The sequence below is a fragment of the Acerihabitans sp. genome (assembly GCF_036398755.1).
GTDB lineage: Bacteria > Pseudomonadota > Gammaproteobacteria > Enterobacterales > Enterobacteriaceae > Acerihabitans.
Map to the genome: position 1 here is coordinate 29,019 of NZ_DASWOM010000087.1, position 21,683 is coordinate 50,701.

A 21,683-nucleotide genomic window follows, 5' to 3' on the forward strand; every position below is an offset into this window, starting at 1 on the left:
GTGATGGCTTTATCCCGTTATTGCCATCATAGCTATACGGCGACCCTAAAACATCAGGTAATTCCCTGAGATCGCCGCCGGATTACTGACCTAGCCGTATTCCACCAAACCCAGTCGGTGCGACCAGTGCACCAAATCAATGGCTTTATGCACGTCAAGTTTGCGCATGATGTTCAAACGATGGGTTTCGACCGTCTTCGGGCTGATGGATAAGTTGCCGGCAATGGTCTGGTTGCCGGCGCCCTCGGCGATTTGTTTAAGTACCTGGCGTTCCCTCAGCGTCAGGGACAAGGGATGATGGCCGCTGTCGTTCATCAGCTGGAAAACGCGAAAGTGGTCCAGGGCCGGGTCAATATAGCGCTTGCGGTTAAAAACCGATTGCAACGCGGTCAGCAGCCTGCGCGGGGGACTGCCTTTCAGCACAAAGCCCAGGGCGCCCAGGCGCAGCACCCTGGCGGCATGATGCTCACCCTGCCTGGCGGTGAGAACGATAATGCGCATGGCGGGCCAGCGCCTGAGCAATTGCGCCACCACATCCTGCCCGTCCATGCCCGGCAATCCCAAATCAAGTATCACGATATCCGGGTTGGTCTCGCCGCAAAGGCCGTAGACCTCAAGTCCGTTATCCACCTGGCCGGCAATCTGATAACGCGGATAGGGCTGAAGCAAAGATTTAATGCCGTTAATGATCAGTTCATGATCGTCAACCAACAACAGTTTTATGTTCATGAAACCTTCCCTGGAGTATGCAAGGTGAGTCATTTTTTAGAATATATTTGGAATTAATAACGCACAGAACCGGCCGCCGGGGCTACTTTATTACGGCCAGCGCTAAAGATAATAAGGGGTTTGGGTTATTGACCAGAGTATTGTGCATCAGGAAAAACTATTTTATAACTAAATTTTGATTATTCCCCGGAGAATGAAACGCCATGAGCATAATCGAACGCAAGAATAAATCAAGGTATTATCCGGGGAAAAAACGTTATATTAAGCATGTTTCAATCCGGTTTAACCGTTTAGCCTAATTCGCGCTGTCCTTTGAAAACGATCGTAAAATGATCCGCCATAATCACGCTACGTTACCATATTGTTCCGGCCCAAGGCACAACCCACGGTAAAGTGATCTTACTCATGTATTTGCGGTATGCCCGGTGGTTTTGATGGCAGGCGGCGGTTATGGAGCATATATTTTCACCCGTTCAATTAAAAAAAACGGGAGTTGGTGATGAAATTATTGCGCTATGGCCTGCCCGGCGAGGAACGCCCCGGCATTCTGGATAATCAGGGCCGCATACGGAGCCTGTCCGGACATATCAACGATATCGGCGGGACCGCCCTGCTACCCGCCGCGCTTGAGGCATTACGCGCCCTGGATCCCGCGCAACTGCCGCTGGTCGAGGGCCAGCCGCGGCTGGGTCCGTGCGTCGGCCAGGTCGGTAAGTTTGTCTGCATCGGCCTGAACTACGCGGACCATGCGGCGGAAACCGGCGCGCCCATCCCCAAGGAACCGATTGTGTTCAATAAATGGGTCAGCGCCATCAACGGCCCCAATGACGATGTACAGATCCCCCGCCAGTCGCATAAAACCGATTGGGAAGTGGAACTGGGCGTGGTTATCGGCCAGGGCGGGCGCTACATCGACGAGAGCGATGCCATGAGCCATGTGGCCGGTTATTGCGTCGTGAACGATGTCTCCGAACGGGAATGGCAAATCGAACGCGGCGGCACCTGGGACAAAGGCAAAGGCTGCGATACCTTCGGCCCCATCGGCCCCTGGCTGGTAACGGCGGATGAAATCGCCGACCCCCAGGCGCTGAACCTGTGGCTGGAAGTGGATGGCACGCGCTACCAAAACGGCAATACCGGCACCATGATTTTCGGCGTCAGGCATATTATCAGCTACCTGAGCCGTTTTATGAGCCTCCGGCCCGGGGATATCATCGCCACCGGCACGCCGCCGGGAGTGGGCATGGGACATAAGCCGGAGGCGATATTCCTGCGTCCCGGGCAGACCATGCGTTTGGGCGTTGAGGGTTTGGGCGAGCAGCTTGCGCGGACGGTATCGGCCTGACTAAGGGAGGGCAGGGGTGACGGCGTCCTGTCGATGCCGGGGTAACCCCGCCCCCTTGCGCCGGGCGGTAAGCGGCCGCGGGACGCCCGGCATTTTGTTACCGGCCGCGGTTTTTCTTCATTATTTTTTTAAACATATGCAAGTTGAATGGATTAAAGCGGTTAATGAATTTTGTTTCATCGCCGGTGTCTGAGTAAGCTGAGGTCAGAGGAAATAATTATATCAGCCGCTTGCCGGGCTGTTTAAACGTGACGGTACGTGCTAGGTTGTCTTTTTTATGTAAAATAAAACGGTTAGCATTAAGCGGGTATTTTTTCTTTTGGCGCTAGGTGAACCGGCTGAAAAGCCTGTTTTTTTAAATTAAATACCTTTTAATGCACTCTTTCGGCGAGAATTTATTTCCCGGTTAAGCTCATCGCAGAAAGTAATAACTCTGGTTATTACCCAAACCTAATTATCGACGCCGTCCCGTGCTGCGGAACAATTTCTATGATCCAACGTTGGCTATTGCCGTTAAGTTATATGCATCCCAGATACTGGTTACTCTGGCTGGGTCTTGGCGTGCTGTATTTACTGGTGCAACTGCCCTACCCGCTGTTACTGCGCCTCGGCGGCCGTATGGGCCTGCTGTCCATGCGTTTTTTAAAAAGGCGCGTCTCCATCGCCAAACGTAATCTGGAGCTGAGCTTTCCCGCCGTCGAACCCGAACAAATCAGACTAAAACTCGCCGATAATTTTTCATCCCTCGGCATGGGACTGATGGAAACCGGTATGGCGTGGTTTTGGTCGGATCGGCGCATAAAAAAATGGATTGACGTGGTCGGCCTGGAAAACCTGGATGCGCCCTCAGGGGAAAAAAATGGCGTTATCGTTATCGGCGTGCATTTTATGACGCTGGAACTGCATTTCCGTATTTTAGGCCATTGCAAACCCATGACCGTCATGTACCGTCCCCATAACAGCAAAATTATGGAGCTGGTGCAAAAATGGGGCCGTTCCCGCTCGGGCAATTCCCTGGTCAGCCGGAAAAAACTGGTCTGCATGGTGCATACGCTAAAACGCGGCGGCGTGGTCTGGTTTGCTCCCGATCAGGATAACGGCCCGAAAGGCAGCGTATTTGTGCCGTTTTTCGGCGTCGATCGGACCGCCACCACCAACGGCACCTTTACCATCGCCAAGCTGGCCCGGCCGAAGCTGGTCAGCGCGGTGGTGATCCGCAAGCCCGACCGTATGGGCTACCAATTAATTATTTCGCCGGAGCTGCAAAACTTCCCCTACGACGACAGCCTGGCGGCGGCCAATTACGTTAACCGGGTAATTGAAACTGAAATCATGAAAGCCCCCGGCCAATATCTATGGCTGCACCGGCGGTTTAAAACCCGGCCGATGGGAGAGAAGTCATTATATATCTAGCTATCGCCTTAAATATTCGCCAACAGCGGCGTTAGGTTATTCAGTTCAGAAAATAGCGGTAAACCGAACATCGTCAGTTCGGACGGTCGGTTATGCCGCTGACAGCGTATCTCCTCTTATCTGTCTCGATATGGAGACATATAACCAATTGAACTACCTATAAATAATTAATTCAGCCTAATTGTGTCGCCCAGGGGTAACATTGTCCGCCGGCGGAATCCCCGGGCTGGGCGTGGCCCGCCGGTTATCATCTGCCCGGCAGGCGGGAATTATCTTCGCGTAAGCGGCGGGCCGGCAGGCGGTTGCCATCGATTTAATTTTATATTTATCAGTGCGCTGATATCTTTATTCGCGGCGCGGACGCGGAATGGATAACGTTTGCCGGGCTATGGCTTATGCTCCGCAGGGGCGATAAAAAGGAAAACTTTGCTGCAACACCTGTCTTGGCACGCAAACTGCAACATTCCCCCTGTAGATGCTCATTCCACTCTCTTATGTTCGCGTTTACGCCTCATAAACCCCGGAATGACGCAGAGCCAAACTTGTGGCGCCTATTGTCCAGCTCCTTGATGAGTCCCTCATCAGAATTTTCGGACAAAACGTTGAGTGAGGCGCCAAACTGTTGTCTTATGACCTGACCTTGTTAAACACTTGCCGCGATGGCAAGTGTTTTTTTTTACCCGTTGCGTCTGCGCCCCTGTGTATAGCCGTCAACCACCATAGACGTTTTTTGAAAGCGTGATAATTATTATCAATGCTAAATTTTCCCCTCAAGTTTAATTCGCAATTAAATGGTGTAAGGTTTTCAAATAAGGGGTAAATATGGCGGGTGATATTGAGCGTTTGGGTATGATGGCGGGATATATTTCGGGTATCGGTACCGAACAGGCGAGAAACGAGGCGACACGTCTCCAGGGTATGCTGGAACATGTGGTTGATTTTTTTACCTTCGGCTATGTGCAAAAAAATCTAAATAAGCAATATGATTTGCTTGTTAAAGAAATTGCGATCGCGCTTGATAAGGCCTCACCAGCAGGAATCAGCATCCCGCCGACGCTTATAGTTGATTTTAATGGGCATAGCATCACTTTCACGCTTGCGGAAGAAAACGGTGCTGATAAAAACCTGGTCAAGGTTGAAGTGTGCAAGGGCAAGGACAGAACCACCTGTTCGGTCGATAAAGCTAACTTCTCACGTATCAGCACGGGGTTGATAATGTGCCAGCGGTTTAATCTGCCGCTCCCGTTGGTCACCCCGGATAATGAGGGAAGACTGGACCTGAGTAACGTCGACCTGTCCGGACGTGACCTGAGCAACGCCGACCTGAGTCATACGATCCTGAATAATGCTACCCTGTGCGGCGCTAAACTGGCTGGCGCCAGGCTGGAAGGCGCCAAGGTGGAGGGCACTCTGTTTTATGGCGCCGACTTTGAGAGCGCCAACCTGAACGGAATTTTCACGCATGGCGTTGACATGATGAACTTCAGGGGCGCCAATCTGAAAAACGCCTATCTGGGCCAGTTCCCGCCCGCAGGTCCCTTGCTGACACTGCCCCCGGTCTGGGATGACTACAACCTAAACTTTTATTTCGATCATTTAACCAACCTGCCGGGCAATAGCCTGCTGACGATGTTGAAAAGTATCGATGACCGCTATGCCGACATCAAGTTACGCATGATGCGGGAAATCAGGCATTCATTATCAGGGGTCGACGTATCCGGGATCGCGGATGCCCTGCGGGACTTTGCGGGTGATGATCCCAATACCGGTTATGCCGGTAAGGCCGACATTCGCCACTGGTTGCCTGAGGGATGATGCCGATATCAACCGCGCATCGATTTAACGCTGAAGGCGATGAACAACGGTCGTCATAGACCCGACGGGGAAAGAGATAAACGCGGATGTCGGCGGGCCGGGATAACATCCCGCCCGCCGGCTCGATAGTATTACGGTTGCGGCGCGGAAGGCGCCTGCTGTGGGGACTGCAGCGACAGGTTGATGGATTCCTGACGCATCTGCGCGGCGTCTTCCGGCAGACGCAGGCGATCGAGCACATCGGCCAGCCAGGCATAGTCATGGGCGTCCGGTCGCTGGGCCAGCGCGGCGCGGAAGGCGTCGGCGGCGGCCTGCCATTCCCCGCGCTTCATCAGTAACTGCCCCAGGGTGCTGTTTAGCAACGGCGTCGCGCCCTGCTGCTTCACCTGCTGGCGCAGCGCTTTTTCCAGTTGCTCGGGATCGCCGGTTTTCAGACGCGGCAGTAATAACAGCAGTTGCTCGTCATAATGGTTCTTCAGCCCCTTGACGATAATCTCCTGGGCGGTTTCATGGTCGTTGCAAACGATTAAATGCTCCGCCAGCGCCAGCTGCAGGTGGGTATCATTACGGGCGTGCCGGCTCTGATTACGCCACCAGGCATTTAGCCCGTCGCTGCCCTCGTTTTCCATGATCTGGTCCATGAGCCCGCTATAGGCCTGGTGCTCCAGCGCCAGGATTTTGTTCTCATCATAGACCCGCACCTTGCGCATGGCCGGCAGGATATCCAGCAGCGCCTGCCAGGCGCGGGTACGGATAAACGCCTGCTCGGCGAGGCGCAGCACTTCCGGATGGCGCGGGGCGATTTCCAGCAAGGCATCGGCGCCGTGGCGGGCGGCGTGGTTTTCGTTGCGCGCCAGCTGGATGCGCACCCGGGTGATGTCCACCGGCAGCTGATCGTTATCCGCCGCCTCCATGGCCCGCTCCAGATGCTGGTTGGCGCGGATATCGTCGCCCCGCTGCTGCGCCGCCTCGGCGGCCAGCAGGTAATTGACCACCGGCTGATCGGCGTGATCGGCGTTGCGGGTCAGTAGTTTTTCCACCTGCCGGTAATCGCCTTCCGCCAGCTTCATCAGCGCTGCTTTGGTATGTTTGCGGGCGCGGTGGTTTTTACGCACCCGGAACCAGCGGCGGGTGCGCGCGCCGGTACGGAAAATACGCCGCAAAACCCACTCCACGATAAACAGCGCCACCAGCGCCACTATCAGGATGATGGCCAGGCCGGTGACGCTGGTTTCGATATTGTAGTTATCGGTCTGGATCAGCACATAACCCTGATGTCCGGCGATAATCGGCCCGATGACTATCCCGGCGATCAGCAGGATGAACAGCAACAATACGCGTAGCATCGTTTATTCTCCCTGAGCGGCGGGTGCGGCGGTGGGCGCGTCGGCCGCGGCCGACGGCTGCGCCAGCAGATTGCGCACGCGCGTTTGCACCAGTTTTTCCAGCAGCGGCTGGCTGCTTAACTGCGCCGGCACATTCATGGTGATATTCTGCTGGCTCAGGTCGTCCAGCTCGCTGAGAAAGGCGCGGGTATTGGCGTCATCGGCGTCGAAATAGGCGCGCACCCAGGTGGAGACGCTTTCCAGGGATTGCCGGTAGACTTCATTCTGGTGACGCGGCACCGCTTGCGCCGCGACCAGCAGGCGCGAGCGGATATTTTCCCGCAGGTAGATATCCTGGTTTGGCGCCAGCAGCGGCTCGGCGCTGCTATCGCGACGGCGGATGCTGATAAAGTCGTTAACGAAATTGTGCCAGCTCTTACTGAGGTTTTGCCGCCACTCGCGCACCGAGCTTGACAGCTCGCTGCCGCCGTCGCTGTCCATGGGGGATTCGTCGCTGTCGTTGTCGGCCAGGCGCAGGTTATCCACCTGGTTTGACAATTGGTTCACTTTCAGAATAATCCCGTCGAAATCCACCTGGCCGACGCCGGAAAGGGCGGCAATATCCTCGGTAATGGCGCGACGTACGTTCATCAGGCTGGGATCGTTCATATCCGCCAGGCTGGCGTCGGCGCTTTTCAGCAGCGCGCCGGCGGTGACGATATCCTGATCGCTCCACAGTTTACGCCCGGCCTGCTTGACCAGGAAATCCGCCTGGGCCAACAGCCAGGTATTGGCATCGGAGCCGGAGATGGTGGCGACTTTATCGCGCAGTTCGCTCAGCTGCCCGGCCTGAACGGCCCCTTGCTGCTGTACGGCGCCGAGCGCCTGGCCCTGCTGCTGCAACGCCGATTGGGCCTGCTGCTGCCGCTGCAACTGCTGGCGCTGCTCCTGCTGCAAGGCCTCAATGCGCGATTGCAGCTGTTGATTGAGCGCGCTTTGCGTTTTCGCCTGCCGGGCGCCGTAGAGATAGAGCGCGGCGGCCAGCAGCAGGGCCAGGATAATGGCGATGGCCGCCAGGATCACGCCGATGGGCGCTTTGCCGCCGGGGGCCAACGCCGCTCCGTTCAGGGGTTTGGTCTTGGCGCTTCCCGCCGCCGTGTCGCCGGGCGCGGATGACGAGGGCTTGGCTGTATCCGCCGCTCTGGATGCCTCTTCCCGCGGAGTGGTTGGAGTAGTGTGTTCCGTCATATTGGCCTATCCCATGATTAGATTTAGAGCAGCACACGCATAAGCGCATCGTTGTCTGCCGCGTTTGCTACGACGATGTCCGTCCAGCCCAATTGGCGGGCTAAAGCCCCGATTCGTTCACTCACCACGACCAGCCGGCATTGCAACAGCCATGAGACGCGATAGTACTCAGGAATTAAAGTATAGAATTGTTGTAACATTTCGCCGCTGGTAATGATCAAAGTATTGATACCCAGCCGCAGGCAGCGGCGGCTTTGTTGCTCGCCGTCGTAATGCACCGGGCTGCGCTGATAGCATTCACAGTAACCCACCTCGGCGCCGCGTTGGCGCAACGTTTCCTCCAGCACTTCCCGCCCGCCGTTGCCGCGCAGGATAAGCGCCCGCAGCCCGGCGACGTGCTGTAGCGACGCCAGGCGCAGCAAATGGTCGCTGCTTTCGCCGTCGTGGGGATAGTCCACCGGCAGGCCGGAGGCGGTGTGCAGCAGCAGTCCGCTGGTGCGGCCGACGGCATGGTATTTCAGCGTGTCCGGCCAGGAAAGGCCCAGGCGCGAGAGAAACGGACTGGCGTAATTGACCGCGTGTTTCGACACGATAAACACCAAATCCCCCGGCCTCAGCGCCGCCAGGCGCGCGGGCAGTTGCGCCAGTTCGCTTCCGGGGGCGAAATCAATCAGCGGCAGGTGCCAGGCGGACCGTCCGCGCGCGCGCAGGCGATTAACCAGTTCTTCGCCGGCGGGCGACGGGCGGGTCACCAGGATACTCATCGCGGCGAATCCTGATTTTCAGCCGCATAGACCTGCTCTAAAATCTCTTGCGCACCCTGTCTGAGCAATTCCTCCGCCAGCAGGACGCCCAAACTCTCGGCCTGGTCCAGGGGGGCGCTGTTTTCGGCGCGGATAACCCGGCTGCCGTCGGGGCTGCCCACCAGGGCGCGCAGCCAGAGCTGGTCGCCACGGATCTCGGCGTAGCTGCCGATGGGAACCTGGCAGCCGCCGTCAAGGCGGGCGTTCATGGCGCGTTCGGCGCTGACGCGCAAGGCGGTGGCCTGGTGATGCAACGGCGCCAGCAGCTCGCGGGTGCGGCTATCGTCCAGCCGGCATTCCACGCCGACCGCGCCCTGGCCGACGGCGGGCAGGCACAGCTCGGGTTCAAGCCTCGTGCGGATGCGATCGCCAAGATCCAAGCGCTTTAGCCCGGCCACCGCCAGGATCACCGCATCGTATTCGCCACGGTCCAGTTTGGCCAGGCGGGTGCCCACGTTGCCGCGCAGATCGCGGATAATCAAATCCGGCCGCCTTTCCCGCACCTGGCATTGCCGACGCAGGCTTGAGGTGCCCACCACGGCGCCCGGCGGCAGGTCGTCCAGGCTGGCGTACGCCGGGGAGACAAAGGCGTCGCGGGGGTCGTCGCGTTCGCAAATCGTCACCAGCCCCAGGCCGTCGGGGAAGGCGACCGGGACATCCTTCAGTGAGTGCACGGCGATATCGGCGCGATCCTCAATCAGGGCGCGCTCCAGCTCCTTGATAAACAGTCCCTTGCCGCCCAGTTTGGCCAGCGGCGTGTCCAGCAGGATATCGCCGCGGGTGATCAACGGCACCAGTTCAACCCGTAAAGCGGGATGGTGTACCATGAGCTGACGTTGAACATACTGTGCTTGCCATAGCGCCAGCGGGCTTTGGCGGGTGGCGATGCGTATCAGGCTATTTTGCATTCTGGGTTACCGTTTCTCACATTTCTTGATCATTCTACCATCGATAGTAAAACGCTGTAAGTTATCAGGATCCGGAGGTGGCGGCGTCGGGTGAAATGCTGATATCAGGGAATAAAAGGTCGCCGCGGGGAAAAGTGTTATAATTGAGAGGTAGCTTAACTTTCTTTACGGTCAAACAGCAAGGTGTTAAATTGATCACGTTTCCAGCAATTACCGGCCGCTAAATTTCCAAAACTAGACCCGGCCGGGTATGGAAACAGGCTCTTAGGCACCGGGATAACCAGGCGAGACGTCTTGTACTTCTATATCGAGACATTGAAACAGAGACTGGACGCGATCAACCAACTACGGGTGGATCGGGCTTTGGCGGCCATGGGGCCGGCCTTTCAGCAAGTCTACAGTCTGCTGCCAACCTTATTACATTATCATCATCCAATGCTTCCGGGTTACCTAGAAGGTAACGTTCCGTGCGGCGTTTGCTTCTACACGTCCGATGAAAACCAAACCGCCTGGATAGCCGATATCGAGCGCCAGTCGGCGCAGCCGATGGTGACCCCCGCCAGCGGCGAACGGCCGATCACCGGGGTTTATTCCATGGGCAGCACGTCGTCCATCGGTCAGAACGCCAATTCCGACCTGGATATCTGGGTATGCCACCAGTCGTGGCTTGATAACGAAGAACGTTCCCAGCTGCAGCGTAAATGCGCCCTGCTGGAAAAATGGGCGGGCACCAAGGGCGTGGACGTCAATTTTTTCCTGATCGATGAAAACCGCTTCCGCCATAACGAAAGCGGTAGCCTGGGCGATGAGGACTGCGGCTCGACCCAGCATATCCTGCTCTTGGATGAATTCTATCGCACCGCGGTGCGCATGGCCGGCAAACGCATTTTGTGGAATATGGTGCCGGGCGATGAAGAAGAACACTATGACGATTACGTCATGTCGCTTTACGCCCGCGGCGCGCTGACCCCCAATGAATGGCTGGATCTGGGCGGGCTTGGCACGCTGTCCGCCGAAGAGTATTTCGGCGCCAGCCTGTGGCAACTGTATAAAAGCATCGACTCGCCGTATAAAGCGGTGCTCAAGACCCTGCTGCTGGAAGCCTACTCCTGGGAATATCCCCATACCCAGCTGTTGGCCATGACCATCAAGCAGCATTTGCACGACGGCGAGATCGTTTCCTACGGCCTCGACCCCTATTGCATGATGCTGGAACGCGTTACCCACTACCTGACGCAGATTAACGACACCACGCGGTTGGATCTGGTCCGGCGCTGTTTCTACCTGAAGGTCTGCGAAAAATTATCGCTGACCCCCGAAAGCGTCGTCTGGCGCCGCGAGATCCTCAGCCAGCAGGTCAAGGAATGGGGTTGGGACGAAGCGCGGCTGAGTATGCTCGACGATCGCGCCAACTGGAAAATCGGCCAGGTGCGCGAAGCGCATAACGAATTGCTCGACGCCATGATGCAAAGCTACCGTAACCTGATCCGCTTTGCGCGCCGCAACAACCTGAGCGTCAGCGCCAGCCCGCAGGATATCGGCGTGCTGACCCGCAAACTTTACGCGGCGTTTGAAGCATTGCCGGGCAAGGTCACGCTGATTAACCCGCAGATCTCACCCGATCTCTCCGAACCGAATCTCACCTTTATTCATGTGCCGCAGGGGCGGGCCAACCGGGCCGGCTGGTATCTTTACAACCAGTCGCCGGCGATGGAATCCATTATCAGCCACCAGCCGCTGGAATATAACCGCTATCTGAACAAGCTGGTGGCCTGGGCCTGGTTTAACGGCCTGCTGACCGAAAAAACCCAGTTGCACATCAAGGGCAGCGATTTATGCGATCTGCCCCGGCTGCAGGAACTGGTGGCGGATGTGTCGCGCAATTTCCCGCTGCGGGTGCCCGCGCCGACGCCCAAGGCGCTCTACAGCCCTTGTGAAATCCGCCATCTGGCGATCATTGTCAACCTGGAACACGATCCGACCGCCGTGTTCCGCAACCAGGTGGTGCATTTTGATTTCCGCAAGCTGGACGTGTTCAGCTTCGGCCAGCAGCAGGAGTGCCTGGTGGGCAGCATCGACCTGCTGTACCGCAACTCCTGGAATGAAGTGCGCACCCTGCATTTCAGCGGCGAGCAGGCGGTACTGGAAGCGCTGAAAACCATCCTCGGTAAAATGCACCAGGACGCCGCGCCGCCCGATACGGTGGAAGTCTTCTGCTACAGCCAGCATCTGCGGGGGCTTATCCGTACCCGGGTGCAGCAGCTGGTGGCGGATTGCATCGAACTGCGTCTTTCCAGCACCCGCCAGGATCCGGCGCGTTTCAAAGCGGTGCGGGTGGCCGGCCAGACCTGGGGACTGTTTTTTGAACGCCTGAGCGTTTCGGTGCAAAAGCTGGAAAACGCCATTGAGTTTTATGGCGCCATTTCCAACAATAAGCTGCACGGCCTGTCGATCCAGATGGAAACGGAAAAAATACATTTACCGCCGGTGGTGGACGGCTTTGCCAGCGAAGGCATAATCCAGTTCTTTTTTGAAGACAGCGCCGACGACCAGGGCTTTAATATTTATATCCTGGACGAGACCAACCGGGTCGAGGCCTATCACCATTGCGAAGGCAGCAAGGAAGAACTGGTGCGCGATGTGAGCCGTTTTTATTCGTCGTCCCACGACCGTTTTACCTATGGCTCGAGCTTTATCAACTTCAACCTGCCGCAGTTCTACCAGATTGTGCAGCTGGACGGCCGTATCCAGGTGGTGCCGTTTCGCAGCAGCGTTCTGTCCCATTTATGCGCGCCATCCTATGAGCATGACGCGTCGTCGCAGCAGCAGCAGGCCCGGTTAAACTAGCCGCGGCGTCAGAGAATCGCCGGCCCCCTCCCGCGGCGCCCCGCGGCGGCGGCAATCGATTCCTATTGCTTTTCAGCATCTAGCTGCGATGATAGTTAGCCTGAAAGCATGAATAACAGGTAGCTAATCGCATGAAAAACCCTTTACGCCTTATGGCCCTGGCGTTTTTAGTTCTGGGATTGAACGGATGCGGGCTGAAAGGTCCGCTGTATTACCCGCCGTCCGATAAGGCCGCCGCCAAGCCCAAGCCCGCCAGGACGGCGACGCAAACCCCGGCGCAAACCGCGAACCCCGGCGGCGCGACGACCTCGTCCGCCGCGGCGCAACCGTAACCGCGATTCAGTCGCATCGGCCTTAGAGACGCGCTATGCTGCGCGTAGGGTTACTCAGCGGAGTGAATTATGCAGTTTTCCAAAATGCACGGTCTGGGAAACGACTTTATGGTCGTGGATGCCGTGACGCAAAACGTCTACTTTTCGCCGGAGCTGATCCGTCGCCTGGCGGACCGGCATTACGGCGTCGGGTTCGACCAATTGCTGGTAGTGGAGCCGCCCTACGACCCGGAACTGGATTTTCATTACCGTATATTCAACGCCGACGGCGGTGAAGTGGCGCAATGCGGCAACGGCGCGCGGTGTTTTGCCCGTTTCGTGCGGATGAAAAGTTTAACCAATAAACGTGAAATACATGTCAGCACCCAAACCGGCCGCATGATATTAACCATTACCGACGACGAGATGGTAAGGGTCAATATGGGTGAACCTGATTTTGACCCGCAGACCGTGCCTTTTCGCGCCACCAGGGCGGAGAAGACCTATATCATGCGGGTGGCGGAGCAAACCGTGCTGTTCGGCGTGGTGTCCATGGGCAATCCCCACTGCGTGATTACGGTCGATGATATCGACACCGCGCCGGTGGCGACGCTTGGACCGCTGCTTGAAAACCATGAGCGTTTCCCCGAACGGGCCAATATCGGCTTTATGCAGGTGATTGACCCGCAGCATATCCGCCTGCGGGTCTTCGAGCGCGGCGCCGGGGAAACCCGGGCCTGCGGCAGCGGCGCCTGCGCGGCTGTGGCTGTCGGCATTCAGCAGGCGTTGCTGGCCGAGCGCGTCAGCGTCGATCTGCCGGGCGGTACGTTGGACATCAGCTGGAAAGGGCCGGGCAATCCGCTGTATATGACCGGGCCGGCAACCCACATCTACGACGGATTTATACATCTATGAAGCAACTCGGGGAACAACTGGACCAGGCGGCGCGGCTGGACGACGGTACGGTGGCGCAATTCCTGCTGGATAACCCGGATTTTTTTATCCGCAACGCCTGCCAGGTCGAACAGATGCGCGTGCCCCATGTCAACCGGGGCAGCGTTTCCCTGTTGGAGTGGCAACTGGCCCGCCAGCGTAATCATATTCGCCTGCTGGAGGAAGAGATTACCCTGTTGATGGAGCAGGCGGGCGCCAACGAACGGCTGTTCAATCGCCTGCTGTATCTCCAGTCCGATCTGGCGGCCGCCGACAGCCTGCTGGATATGCTTAACCGCCTGCAGCACTGGGCGCGCGGCCTGGGCTTGTCCGGGGCGCATGTCAGGCTGTTCACCGATAAATGGTATATCGGCGCGCCGTCGGATTTCACCCACCTGGGTATTTCCCGCACCGCGTTTGAACCCCTGCGCATCCAGCGGCTGGGGCAGGGCAACCATTACCTGGGGAGCCTGAACGGCCCCGAACTGCTGCAACTGCTGCCGCAGGCCAGACAGGTGGGTTCGGTGGCTATTTCCCTGATGGGGGAAAACGGCGATCTGGGCGTGTTGACCTTTACCAGCCGCGACAACCAGCATTACCAGCCCGGCATGGGCACGGTGCTGTTGCAACAGCTCGCCATCCTGCTGCCCGGCCTGCTGGCGCGCTGGGTCGGACGTTCATGATCACCCCGGTCTCGCCGCTGCGCCCGGAGGTGGATGCGTTTTTGCGTTACCTGCGGGTGGAACGGCAGCTCAGTCCGCTGACCCAATCCAGTTATGATCACCAGTTAACCGCCCTGATGGCGATAGCCGACGAGTTAGGCCTGGCCGACTGGCGGGCGCTTGAGGTAAGCCATGTCCGCGCGATGACCACCCGCAGCAAACGTCGGGGACTGCAGGCCGCCAGCCTGGCGCTGCGGCTGTCGGCGCTGCGCAGCTTCCTCGACTGGCTGGTCGGTCGCGGCGAGCTGAAAGCCAATCCGGCCAAAGGCGTCCCGGCGCCGCGCGGCGGCCGTCATCTGCCGAAAAACATGGACGTGGACGAGGTAAGCCGCCTGCTGGACATCAATACCGACGATCCGCTGGCGGTGCGGGATCGCGCCATGCTGGAACTGATGTATGGCGACGGCCTGCGTTTGGCCGAACTGGTCAACCTGGACCTTGGCCATATCGATCTGGCCGCCGGTGAAGTCCGGGTGGTGGGCAAGGGCAATAAAGAACGCCAGCTGCCCCTGGGAAAGGCCGCAATCACCTGGCTGGAACACTGGCTGGCGCGGCGCCCCCTGTTCACCCCCGAGGATAATGCGGTTTTCGTCGCCAGGACCGGTAAGCGCATTTCCATGCGCAACGTGCAAAAGCGCTTTGCCGAATGGGGCGTCAAGCAGGGGCTGGAGAGCCATGTCCATCCGCATAAGCTGCGCCATTCGTTTGCCACCCATATGCTGGAATCAAGCGGCAACCTGCGCGCGGTACAGGAACTGCTCGGCCATGCCAATTTGTCCACCACCCAGATTTACACCCATCTGGATTTCCAGCACCTGGCGTTGGTTTACGATGCGGCGCATCCACGAGCCAAACGAGGTAAAAGCTGATGCATTTTTATCGCCCCCTGGGTGAGATCCGCGCAATCACCTTCGATTTAGACGACACCCTATATGATAACCGCCCGGTTATCGCCCGTACCGAGCGCGAGTCGACGCTTTTCCTGCAACGGTATCATCCGGCGCTGAAAAACCTCGACACCGACCATTTCCAGCGCATACGGGCCGAGCTGCGCCAGCGCGAACCGGATATTTACCATGACGTCAGCCAATGGCGCTGGCGCGCGGTCGAGCTGACCCTGCGCGACCGGGGGCTGGACGCGGGCGCGGCCCGGGCCGGCGCGGACGCTTTTATGGAAAGCTTTGCCCGCTGGCGCAGCGATATCGACGTGCCCGACGCCACCCACCGCACCTTAAGCGCCTTGGCCGAACGCTGGCCGCTGGTGGCCATTACCAATGGCAACGCGTCCCCCGCAGCCTGCGGCCTAGGCGGTTATTTTAAATTTGTGCTGCGCGCCGGACCCGACGGACGCGCCAAACCCTTCCGGGATATGTATCATGTCGCGGCGCAAAAGCTGGCGGTACCGCCGCACAGCATCCTGCATGTCGGCGATGATTTAACCGCCGATATCACCGGCGCCGTTTGTTCGGGCCTGCAGGCGTGCTGGGTGAACGACCGCGGCGGCGATTTTTTCCAGGCGCCGGATGCCCGTTTGTTGCCGCATATTGAAATTTCGCAGTTGGCTTCCCTGACAGCCTTGTTATAATCCTCAATATGTCTGTATAAATAACCAGTATACTAACGCCGGATAAAAGGGCCATCTATGGACGTTTCCGATCTGCTCAACAGCCTGAACGACAAACAGCGCGAAGCCGTAGCGGCGCCGCGCGGCAACCTGCTGGTTCTTGCGGGCGCGGGCAGCGGCAAAACGCGCGTCCTGGTGCACCGCATCGCCTGGCTGCTGTCGGTGGAGAACTGCTCGCCTTACTCTATCCTGTCGGTGACCTTTACCAACAAGGCGGCGGCGGAAATGCGCCATCGCATCGAACATCTGATCGGCACCGCCCAGGGCGGCATGTGGATCGGCACCTTCCACGGCCTGGCGCACCGCCTGCTGCGCGCCCATCACATGGATGCCAACCTGCCGCAGGATTTCCAGATTCTCGACAGCGAAGACCAGCTGCGGCTGCTCAAACGTATTATCCGCGCGCTCAATATCGACGAGAAACAGTGGCCGCCGCGCCAGGCCATGTGGTATATCGGCGGCAAAAAAGACGAAGGCCTGCGCCCCCAGCATGTGGAAAGCTACGGAAACCCCGTGGAGGCCACCTGGCTGCGCATCTACCAGGCTTACCAGGAAGCCTGCGATCGCGCGGGGCTGGTGGACTTCGCCGAACTCCTGCTGCGCGCCCACGAGCTGTGGCTGAACAAACCCCATATTCTCAGGCATTACCGCGAACGTTTCACCAATATCCTGGTGGACGAATTCCAGGATACCAACCGCATCCAGTATGCCTGGATCAGGATGCTGGCCGGCGACAGCGGCAACGTCATGATTGTCGGCGACGACGATCAGTCGATTTACGGCTGGCGCGGCGCGCAGGTGGAGAACATCCAGCGTTTCCTGGATGATTTCCCCGGCGCCCATACCGTGCGCCTGGAGCAGAACTACCGCTCCACCAGCAATATCCTCAAGGCGGCCAATGCCCTGATCGCCCATAACGGCGGACGGCTGGGTAAAAATCTCTGGACCGAGGACGCCGAGGGCGAGCCGATTTCGGTCTACTGCGCGTTTAACGAGCTGGACGAGGCCCGGTTTGTGGTTAACCGCATCCGCACCTGGCAGGAAACGGGAAATGCGCTTAGCGACAGCGCCATCCTGTATCGCAGCAACGCCCAGTCCCGCGTGCTGGAAGAGGCGCTGCTGCAAAGCGCCATGCCTTATCGTATTTACGGCGGCCAGCGCTTTTTTGAACGCCAGGAAATCAAGGACGCGCTGGCGTACCTGCGTCTGGTGGCCAATCGCAATGACGACGCGGCCTTCGAGCGCGTGGTCAATACCCCGACGCGGGGCATCGGCGACCGCACGCTGGACGTGGTGCGCCAGGCGGCCCGCGATCGGCAGTTGACCTTATGGCAGGCGACCCGCGAGCTATTGCGCGAACGGGTGCTGGCCGGGCGCGCCGCGTCGGCGATGCAACGCTTTATCGAACTGGTGGACGCCCTGGCGCAGGAAACCGTCGACCTGCCGCTGCACGTGCAAACCGACCGGGTCATCAGGAACTCGGGACTGTGGATCATGTATGAGCAGGAGAAGGGCGAGAAGGGGCAGGCGCGCATCGAAAACCTGGAGGAACTGGTCACCGCCACGCGGCAATACAGCTACCAGGATGAAGACCAGGATATGATGCCGCTGCAGGCGTTTTTATCCCACGCCGCCCTGGAGGCGGGGGAAGGGCAGGCCAATGCCAACCAGGACGCGGTGCAGCTGATGACCCTGCATTCCGCCAAGGGTCTGGAGTTCCGCCAGGTGTTTATCGTCGGCATGGAGGAGGGCATGTTTCCCAGCCAGATGTCCCTGGACGAGGGCGGCCGGCTGGAGGAAGAACGCCGCCTGGCCTACGTGGGCGTCACCCGCGCCATGGAAAAACTGACCATCACCTACGCGGAAACCCGCCGGCTGTATGGCAAAGAGGCGTTTCACCGGCCGTCGCGGTTTGTCGGCGAACTGCCCGAGGAGTGCATAGAAGAGGTGCGGCTGCGCGCCAGCGTCACCCGGCCGGCCAGCCACCAGCGCATGGGTACACCCCTGAGCGAAAACGACAGCGGATTCGCGCTGGGGCAGCGGGTTCGCCATCACAAGTTCGGCGAAGGCACGGTCATCAACCTCGAGGGCAGCGGCGAGCACAGCCGGCTGCAGATTGCCTTCCAGGGCCAGGGCATCAAGTGGCTGGTGGCGGCTTACGCCCGCCTTGAGACGGTATGATCCGCCCGGTTTCGGCCAACCGGGCCGTTCACGGGCGGTTAGCGATTAAATAAAGCGATCGTACGCGAAATATACAGTTTTGCGCCGCTTGTGTATTGACAGTCTTTTTCATCTCGGCGTAACATGCGCGCACTATTATGATTAGAGGATTACGCCTTGGACGCCCCCAGTAGATACTGGCTCGATAATCTGTTTATCAGGTACCCCCACTAAGGCTATCCCTATTGCTGATGGCCTCAGTGGTTGTCAGCGACTCGCGTTTATGTGTCGCTCTGAGTCAGATCTGTGATGGTCTGAAACTTGCCGGTGACATTCTCACCCCCGGTTTCTGCTTTCTAGTGCGTTTCCCGATTGTCACCGCTAAGGAAGCTATGGCGTATGCTTAACGCGTTCAAATTAGACCACAACCGCTTATCCCGCCTTGAGCTGGATGATGCCGACAGGTTAGCTGATTCCGTCTGGGTGGATTTGATTGAGCCCGGCAACGATGAACGGGACCGGGTGCAGGACGAACTGGGCCAAAGCCTGGCCACCCGGCTGGATTTGGAAGATATCGAAGCGTCGGCGCGTTTTTTCGAAGACGAAGACGGCTTGCATATCCACTCCTTCTTTTTTTACGAGGACGCGGAAGATCACGCCGGCAACGCCACGGTGGCGTTCACCATCCGCGACGGGCGCCTCTATACCCTGCGCGAGCGTGAACTGCCGGCGTTTCGCCTCTATCGCATGCGCGCCCGCAGCCAGACGTTGACCGACGGCAACGCCTACGAGCTGCTGCTGGATCTGTTTGAAACCAAAATCGAGCAGTTGGCCGATGAAATAGAAAATATCTACAGCGACCTGGAAGCCTTGAGCCTGGTGATTATGGAAGGGCACCAGGGCGACGAGTACGACGAAGCGCTTTCCACCCTGGCGGAGCTGGAGGACGTCGGCTGGAAGGTCCGCCTGTGCCTGATGGATACCCAGCGCGCCCTTAACTTCCTGGTGCGCAAGGCGCGGCTGCCGTCAGGCCAGCTGGAGCAGGCGCGTGAAATCCTGCGCGATATCGAGTCCCTGCTGCCCCATAATGAATCGCTGTTCCAGAAGGTGAACTTTCTCATGCAGGCGGCGATGGGGTTTATCAATATCGAGCAAAACCGCATCATCAAAATCTTCTCGGTGGTCTCGGTGGTCTTTCTGCCCCCCACGCTTGTGGCCTCCAGCTACGGCATGAATTTTACCTTTATGCCCGAGCTGAAATGGTCGTTTGGCTATCCCGGCGCCATCGGGCTGATGATCCTGGCGGGATTGGCGCCTTATCTGTATTTTAAGCGCAAAAACTGGCTTTAGCGGCCGCGATTAACCGGATACTATTGTACGATAAATGATTGCCCCAGCGGGCGAATATGATAAAACAGGATGGCCTGGCTAAAACATCCTGCTTTAGCGTACCTGAAAAAGGTTGCCAACGAACGTTGCCGATGAAACATTTGCCGCTTGCCGCCCAATGGACAGTGTTACTGGTTTGCTCGCTGTTACTGGGGTTTATCCTGCAATATTTCCATTTCCCGGCCGCCCTGCTGATGGGGCCGATGCTGGTTGGGGTGGTCATGGCGCTGAGCGGCGCCGCCATTGATATCTCCCCGCGTATTTTTGTCGGCTGCCAGGCTGTCCTCGGCTGCATGATAGCCTTGACCCTTTCGCCCACCATCCTGCATGTACTTATCTCCGACTGGCTGCTGGTGCTGATTGTGCTGGCGCTGACCCTGTTGGCCAGCGGCCTCTCGGGCTGGCTGCTGGTGCGGTTCAGCAGCCTGCCGGGGCCTACCGGGGCCTGGGGCGCGTCTCCGGGCGGGGCGTCGGCGATGGTGGCCATGGCCGGCGAATTTGGCGCCGATGTCCGGCTGGTGGCGTTTATGCAGTATCTGCGCGTGCTGTTTGTCGCGGCCGCCGCCGCTCTGGTGGCGCATATCAGCATGGGGGAACAGGGCGTTGCGCCGGCTGACGTGACGTGGTTTCCCGCGCTGGATTACCGGTTTGCCGCCACCCTGGGCATCGCCGTCGCCGGCGCCTGGCTGGGACGCAAACTGCATATCCCCGCCGGCGCGCTGCTGATTCCGATGGTGGCCGGCGCCGCCCTGCACATCACCGGCACCTTGACCATGCAGGTGCCGGAATGGCTGCTGGCGCTGGCCTATGCGTTCATCGGCTGGACCGTCGGGCTGCGCTTTACTCCCGCCATCGTGATGCTGGCGCTGAAAACGCTGCCGCAGATGGTGGCGTCCATTGTGGGGTTAATCCTGTTATGCGGTTTGATGGCCTGGGTGCTGACGCTGCTGCTGCCGGTGGATCTGCTGACCGCCTATCTCGCCACCAGCCCCGGCGGGCTGGATACCGTGGCGATTATCGCCGCGGGCAGCCACGCCGATATCGGTTTTGTCATGGCGATGCAAAGCCTGCGGCTGTTCTCGATTCTATTGCTCGGCCCGGCCATGGCGCGCTTTATCTCACGCCACGCGGTGCCGCGCATGCCGTGATTTTTGCTGCGCGATCGCCGCGTCAAAGATAAATACCGCCAGCGCCAGCCAGATAAACCCAAAGGCGAATAGCTTGTCCTCCGTCATCGCCTCATCATAAAACACCACCGCCAGCAGGAACATCAGGGTCGGGCCGAGATACTGGAAAAAGCCCAGCGTCGACAGGCGCAGGCTGTTGGCCGCGGCGGCAAACAGTAATAGCGGTATGGTGGTGATGATGCCCGCCGCCACCAACAGCATATTGAGCTGCCATGGATTAGCGGTTAAATGGCTGGTGGGACTGTCGGTGAAGACGAACAGATACCAGGCCCCGGCCGGCAGCAGCCAGAGCGTTTCAATCAGCATGCCGGTCTGCGGGTCGACGCCCAGTTTTTTGCGCAACAGGCCGTAAAACGCAAAGCTGAAGGCCAGGCCCAGGGCTATCCAGGGCAGCGAGCCAAACTTCCACAACTGTATCAGCACGCCGCACATCGCCAGGCCCACCGCCAGCCACTGCAGTTTACGAAAGCGCTCGCCGAGAAAGACCATGCCCAGCAAAATATTCACCAGCGGATTAATAAAATAGCCCAGGCTGGCTTCCAGCATATGGTGATGATTGACCGCCCAGATATACAGCAGCCAATTACTCCCCACCAGCAACGAGGTCACGCCGAGCAGCAGCAACGCCTTGGGGCGGCGGAACACCTCGCGCACCTGCCGCCATTTGCGGCATGCCGTCAGCAACGCCAGCATAAAAAATACCGACCAGATAATGCGGTGGGTCAGTATCTCCGTGGCGGGGACCTGTTGGATAAGCTTGAAATACGCCGGCGCCAAGCCCCAGATCAGATACGCGCCAAGCGCGCATAGCACGCCCCGGCGCGTGGATGTTTCATTCATGGGTTAACCTGGTTACGCAAAATTAGCGGGCCATTATAAGCGAAAGCTATGACTTATTCACCTGCGGATAAGCGCGCCGGCCTT

18 protein-coding genes are annotated in these 21,683 nt (G+C 58.5%); 12 read left to right on the plus strand and 6 right to left on the minus strand.

Annotated features, from left to right (window positions below):
- Positions 1-90: 90 nt before the first annotated feature.
- The gene (locus VGC33_RS14465) at positions 91-729 is read right to left on the minus strand and encodes a two component system response regulator (protein ID WP_331121467.1); all 639 of its coding nucleotides are present in this window, start codon (positions 727-729) and stop codon (positions 91-93) included.
- 499 nt (positions 730-1,228) lie between these two features.
- On the opposite strand from VGC33_RS14465, the gene VGC33_RS14470 reads away from it, so the two are divergent.
- From VGC33_RS14470 to VGC33_RS14480, 3 genes are all read left to right on the plus strand, one after another.
- Positions 1,229-2,074 (plus strand): fumarylacetoacetate hydrolase family protein, encoded by an 846-nt coding sequence (locus tag VGC33_RS14470; RefSeq protein ID WP_331121468.1) that lies wholly within the window; start codon positions 1,229-1,231, stop codon positions 2,072-2,074.
- A gap of 489 nt (positions 2,075-2,563) precedes the next feature.
- A complete protein-coding gene (gene lpxL, locus VGC33_RS14475) occupies positions 2,564-3,487 on the plus strand; it encodes an LpxL/LpxP family Kdo(2)-lipid IV(A) lauroyl/palmitoleoyl acyltransferase (protein ID WP_331121469.1) in 924 nt (307 codons plus the stop codon).
- An 822-nt stretch (positions 3,488-4,309) separates the two neighbouring features.
- The gene (locus VGC33_RS14480) at positions 4,310-5,302 is read left to right on the plus strand and encodes a pentapeptide repeat-containing protein (RefSeq protein ID WP_331121470.1); all 993 of its coding nucleotides are present in this window, start codon (positions 4,310-4,312) and stop codon (positions 5,300-5,302) included.
- Between the two features lie 131 nt (positions 5,303-5,433).
- On the opposite strand, the gene hemY is transcribed toward VGC33_RS14480, so the two are convergent.
- Genes hemY through hemC form a run of 4 tightly spaced genes read right to left on the minus strand, consistent with a single transcriptional unit; the run spans position 5,434 to position 9,586 of the window.
- Positions 5,434-6,648 carry a protoheme IX biogenesis protein HemY gene (gene hemY, locus VGC33_RS14485; protein WP_331121471.1) on the minus strand — a complete coding sequence of 405 codons (1,215 nt, stop codon included), beginning with the start codon at positions 6,646-6,648 and terminating at the stop codon, positions 5,434-5,436.
- A gap of 3 nt (positions 6,649-6,651) precedes the next feature.
- Positions 6,652-7,875 carry a uroporphyrinogen-III C-methyltransferase gene (hemX, locus tag VGC33_RS14490; RefSeq protein WP_331121472.1) on the minus strand — a complete coding sequence of 408 codons (1,224 nt, stop codon included), beginning with the start codon at positions 7,873-7,875 and terminating at the stop codon, positions 6,652-6,654.
- A 23-nt stretch (positions 7,876-7,898) separates the two neighbouring features.
- On the minus strand, positions 7,899-8,639 hold the full coding sequence (hemD, locus tag VGC33_RS14495; RefSeq protein ID WP_331121473.1) for a uroporphyrinogen-III synthase: 741 nt from the start codon (positions 8,637-8,639) through the stop codon (positions 7,899-7,901).
- Positions 8,636-9,586, minus strand: a complete 951-nt coding sequence (gene hemC / locus VGC33_RS14500; RefSeq protein ID WP_331121474.1) for a hydroxymethylbilane synthase — start codon at positions 9,584-9,586, stop codon at positions 8,636-8,638. The genes hemD and hemC overlap by 4 nt, the downstream gene beginning before the upstream one ends.
- A 294-nt stretch (positions 9,587-9,880) precedes the next feature.
- Between hemC and VGC33_RS14505 the strand changes: the two genes are divergently transcribed.
- From VGC33_RS14505 to VGC33_RS14545, 9 genes are all read left to right on the plus strand, one after another.
- Positions 9,881-12,433, plus strand: a complete 2,553-nt coding sequence (locus tag VGC33_RS14505) for a class I adenylate cyclase (protein ID WP_331121475.1) — start codon at positions 9,881-9,883, stop codon at positions 12,431-12,433.
- A 131-nt stretch (positions 12,434-12,564) separates the two neighbouring features.
- Complete coding sequence (gene lptM, locus VGC33_RS14510; protein ID WP_331121476.1) at positions 12,565-12,765, plus strand: LPS translocon maturation chaperone LptM; 201 nt, start codon at positions 12,565-12,567, stop codon at positions 12,763-12,765.
- 69 nt (positions 12,766-12,834) lie between these two features.
- Positions 12,835-13,659, plus strand: a complete 825-nt coding sequence (dapF, locus tag VGC33_RS14515; protein ID WP_331121477.1) for a diaminopimelate epimerase — start codon at positions 12,835-12,837, stop codon at positions 13,657-13,659.
- On the plus strand, positions 13,656-14,360 hold the full coding sequence (locus VGC33_RS14520; protein WP_331121478.1) for a DUF484 domain-containing protein: 705 nt from the start codon (positions 13,656-13,658) through the stop codon (positions 14,358-14,360). Before dapF ends, VGC33_RS14520 begins: the two co-directional genes overlap by 4 nt.
- The gene (gene xerC, locus VGC33_RS14525; RefSeq protein ID WP_331121479.1) at positions 14,357-15,268 is read left to right on the plus strand and encodes a tyrosine recombinase XerC; all 912 of its coding nucleotides are present in this window, start codon (positions 14,357-14,359) and stop codon (positions 15,266-15,268) included. The genes VGC33_RS14520 and xerC overlap by 4 nt, the downstream gene beginning before the upstream one ends.
- Positions 15,268-15,984: a 5-amino-6-(5-phospho-D-ribitylamino)uracil phosphatase YigB gene (gene yigB / locus VGC33_RS14530; RefSeq protein WP_331121480.1), complete on the plus strand. Its 717-nt coding sequence runs from the start codon at positions 15,268-15,270 to the stop codon at positions 15,982-15,984. The genes xerC and yigB overlap by 1 nt, the downstream gene beginning before the upstream one ends.
- Positions 15,985-16,041: 57 nt before the next feature.
- A complete protein-coding gene (gene uvrD, locus VGC33_RS14535; protein ID WP_331121481.1) occupies positions 16,042-18,204 on the plus strand; it encodes a DNA helicase II in 2,163 nt (720 codons plus the stop codon).
- Positions 18,205-18,582: 378 nt separating this feature from the next.
- A complete protein-coding gene (gene corA, locus VGC33_RS14540; protein WP_331121482.1) occupies positions 18,583-19,533 on the plus strand; it encodes a magnesium/cobalt transporter CorA in 951 nt (316 codons plus the stop codon).
- A gap of 131 nt (positions 19,534-19,664) precedes the next feature.
- Positions 19,665-20,720, plus strand: a complete 1,056-nt coding sequence (locus VGC33_RS14545; RefSeq protein WP_331121538.1) for an AbrB family protein — start codon at positions 19,665-19,667, stop codon at positions 20,718-20,720.
- Here VGC33_RS14545 and rarD read toward each other — a convergent pair.
- Positions 20,691-21,599: an EamA family transporter RarD gene (gene rarD / locus VGC33_RS14550; RefSeq protein ID WP_331121483.1), complete on the minus strand. Its 909-nt coding sequence runs from the start codon at positions 21,597-21,599 to the stop codon at positions 20,691-20,693. The genes VGC33_RS14545 and rarD overlap by 30 nt on opposite strands.
- Between the last annotated feature and the right edge of the window lie 84 nt (positions 21,600-21,683).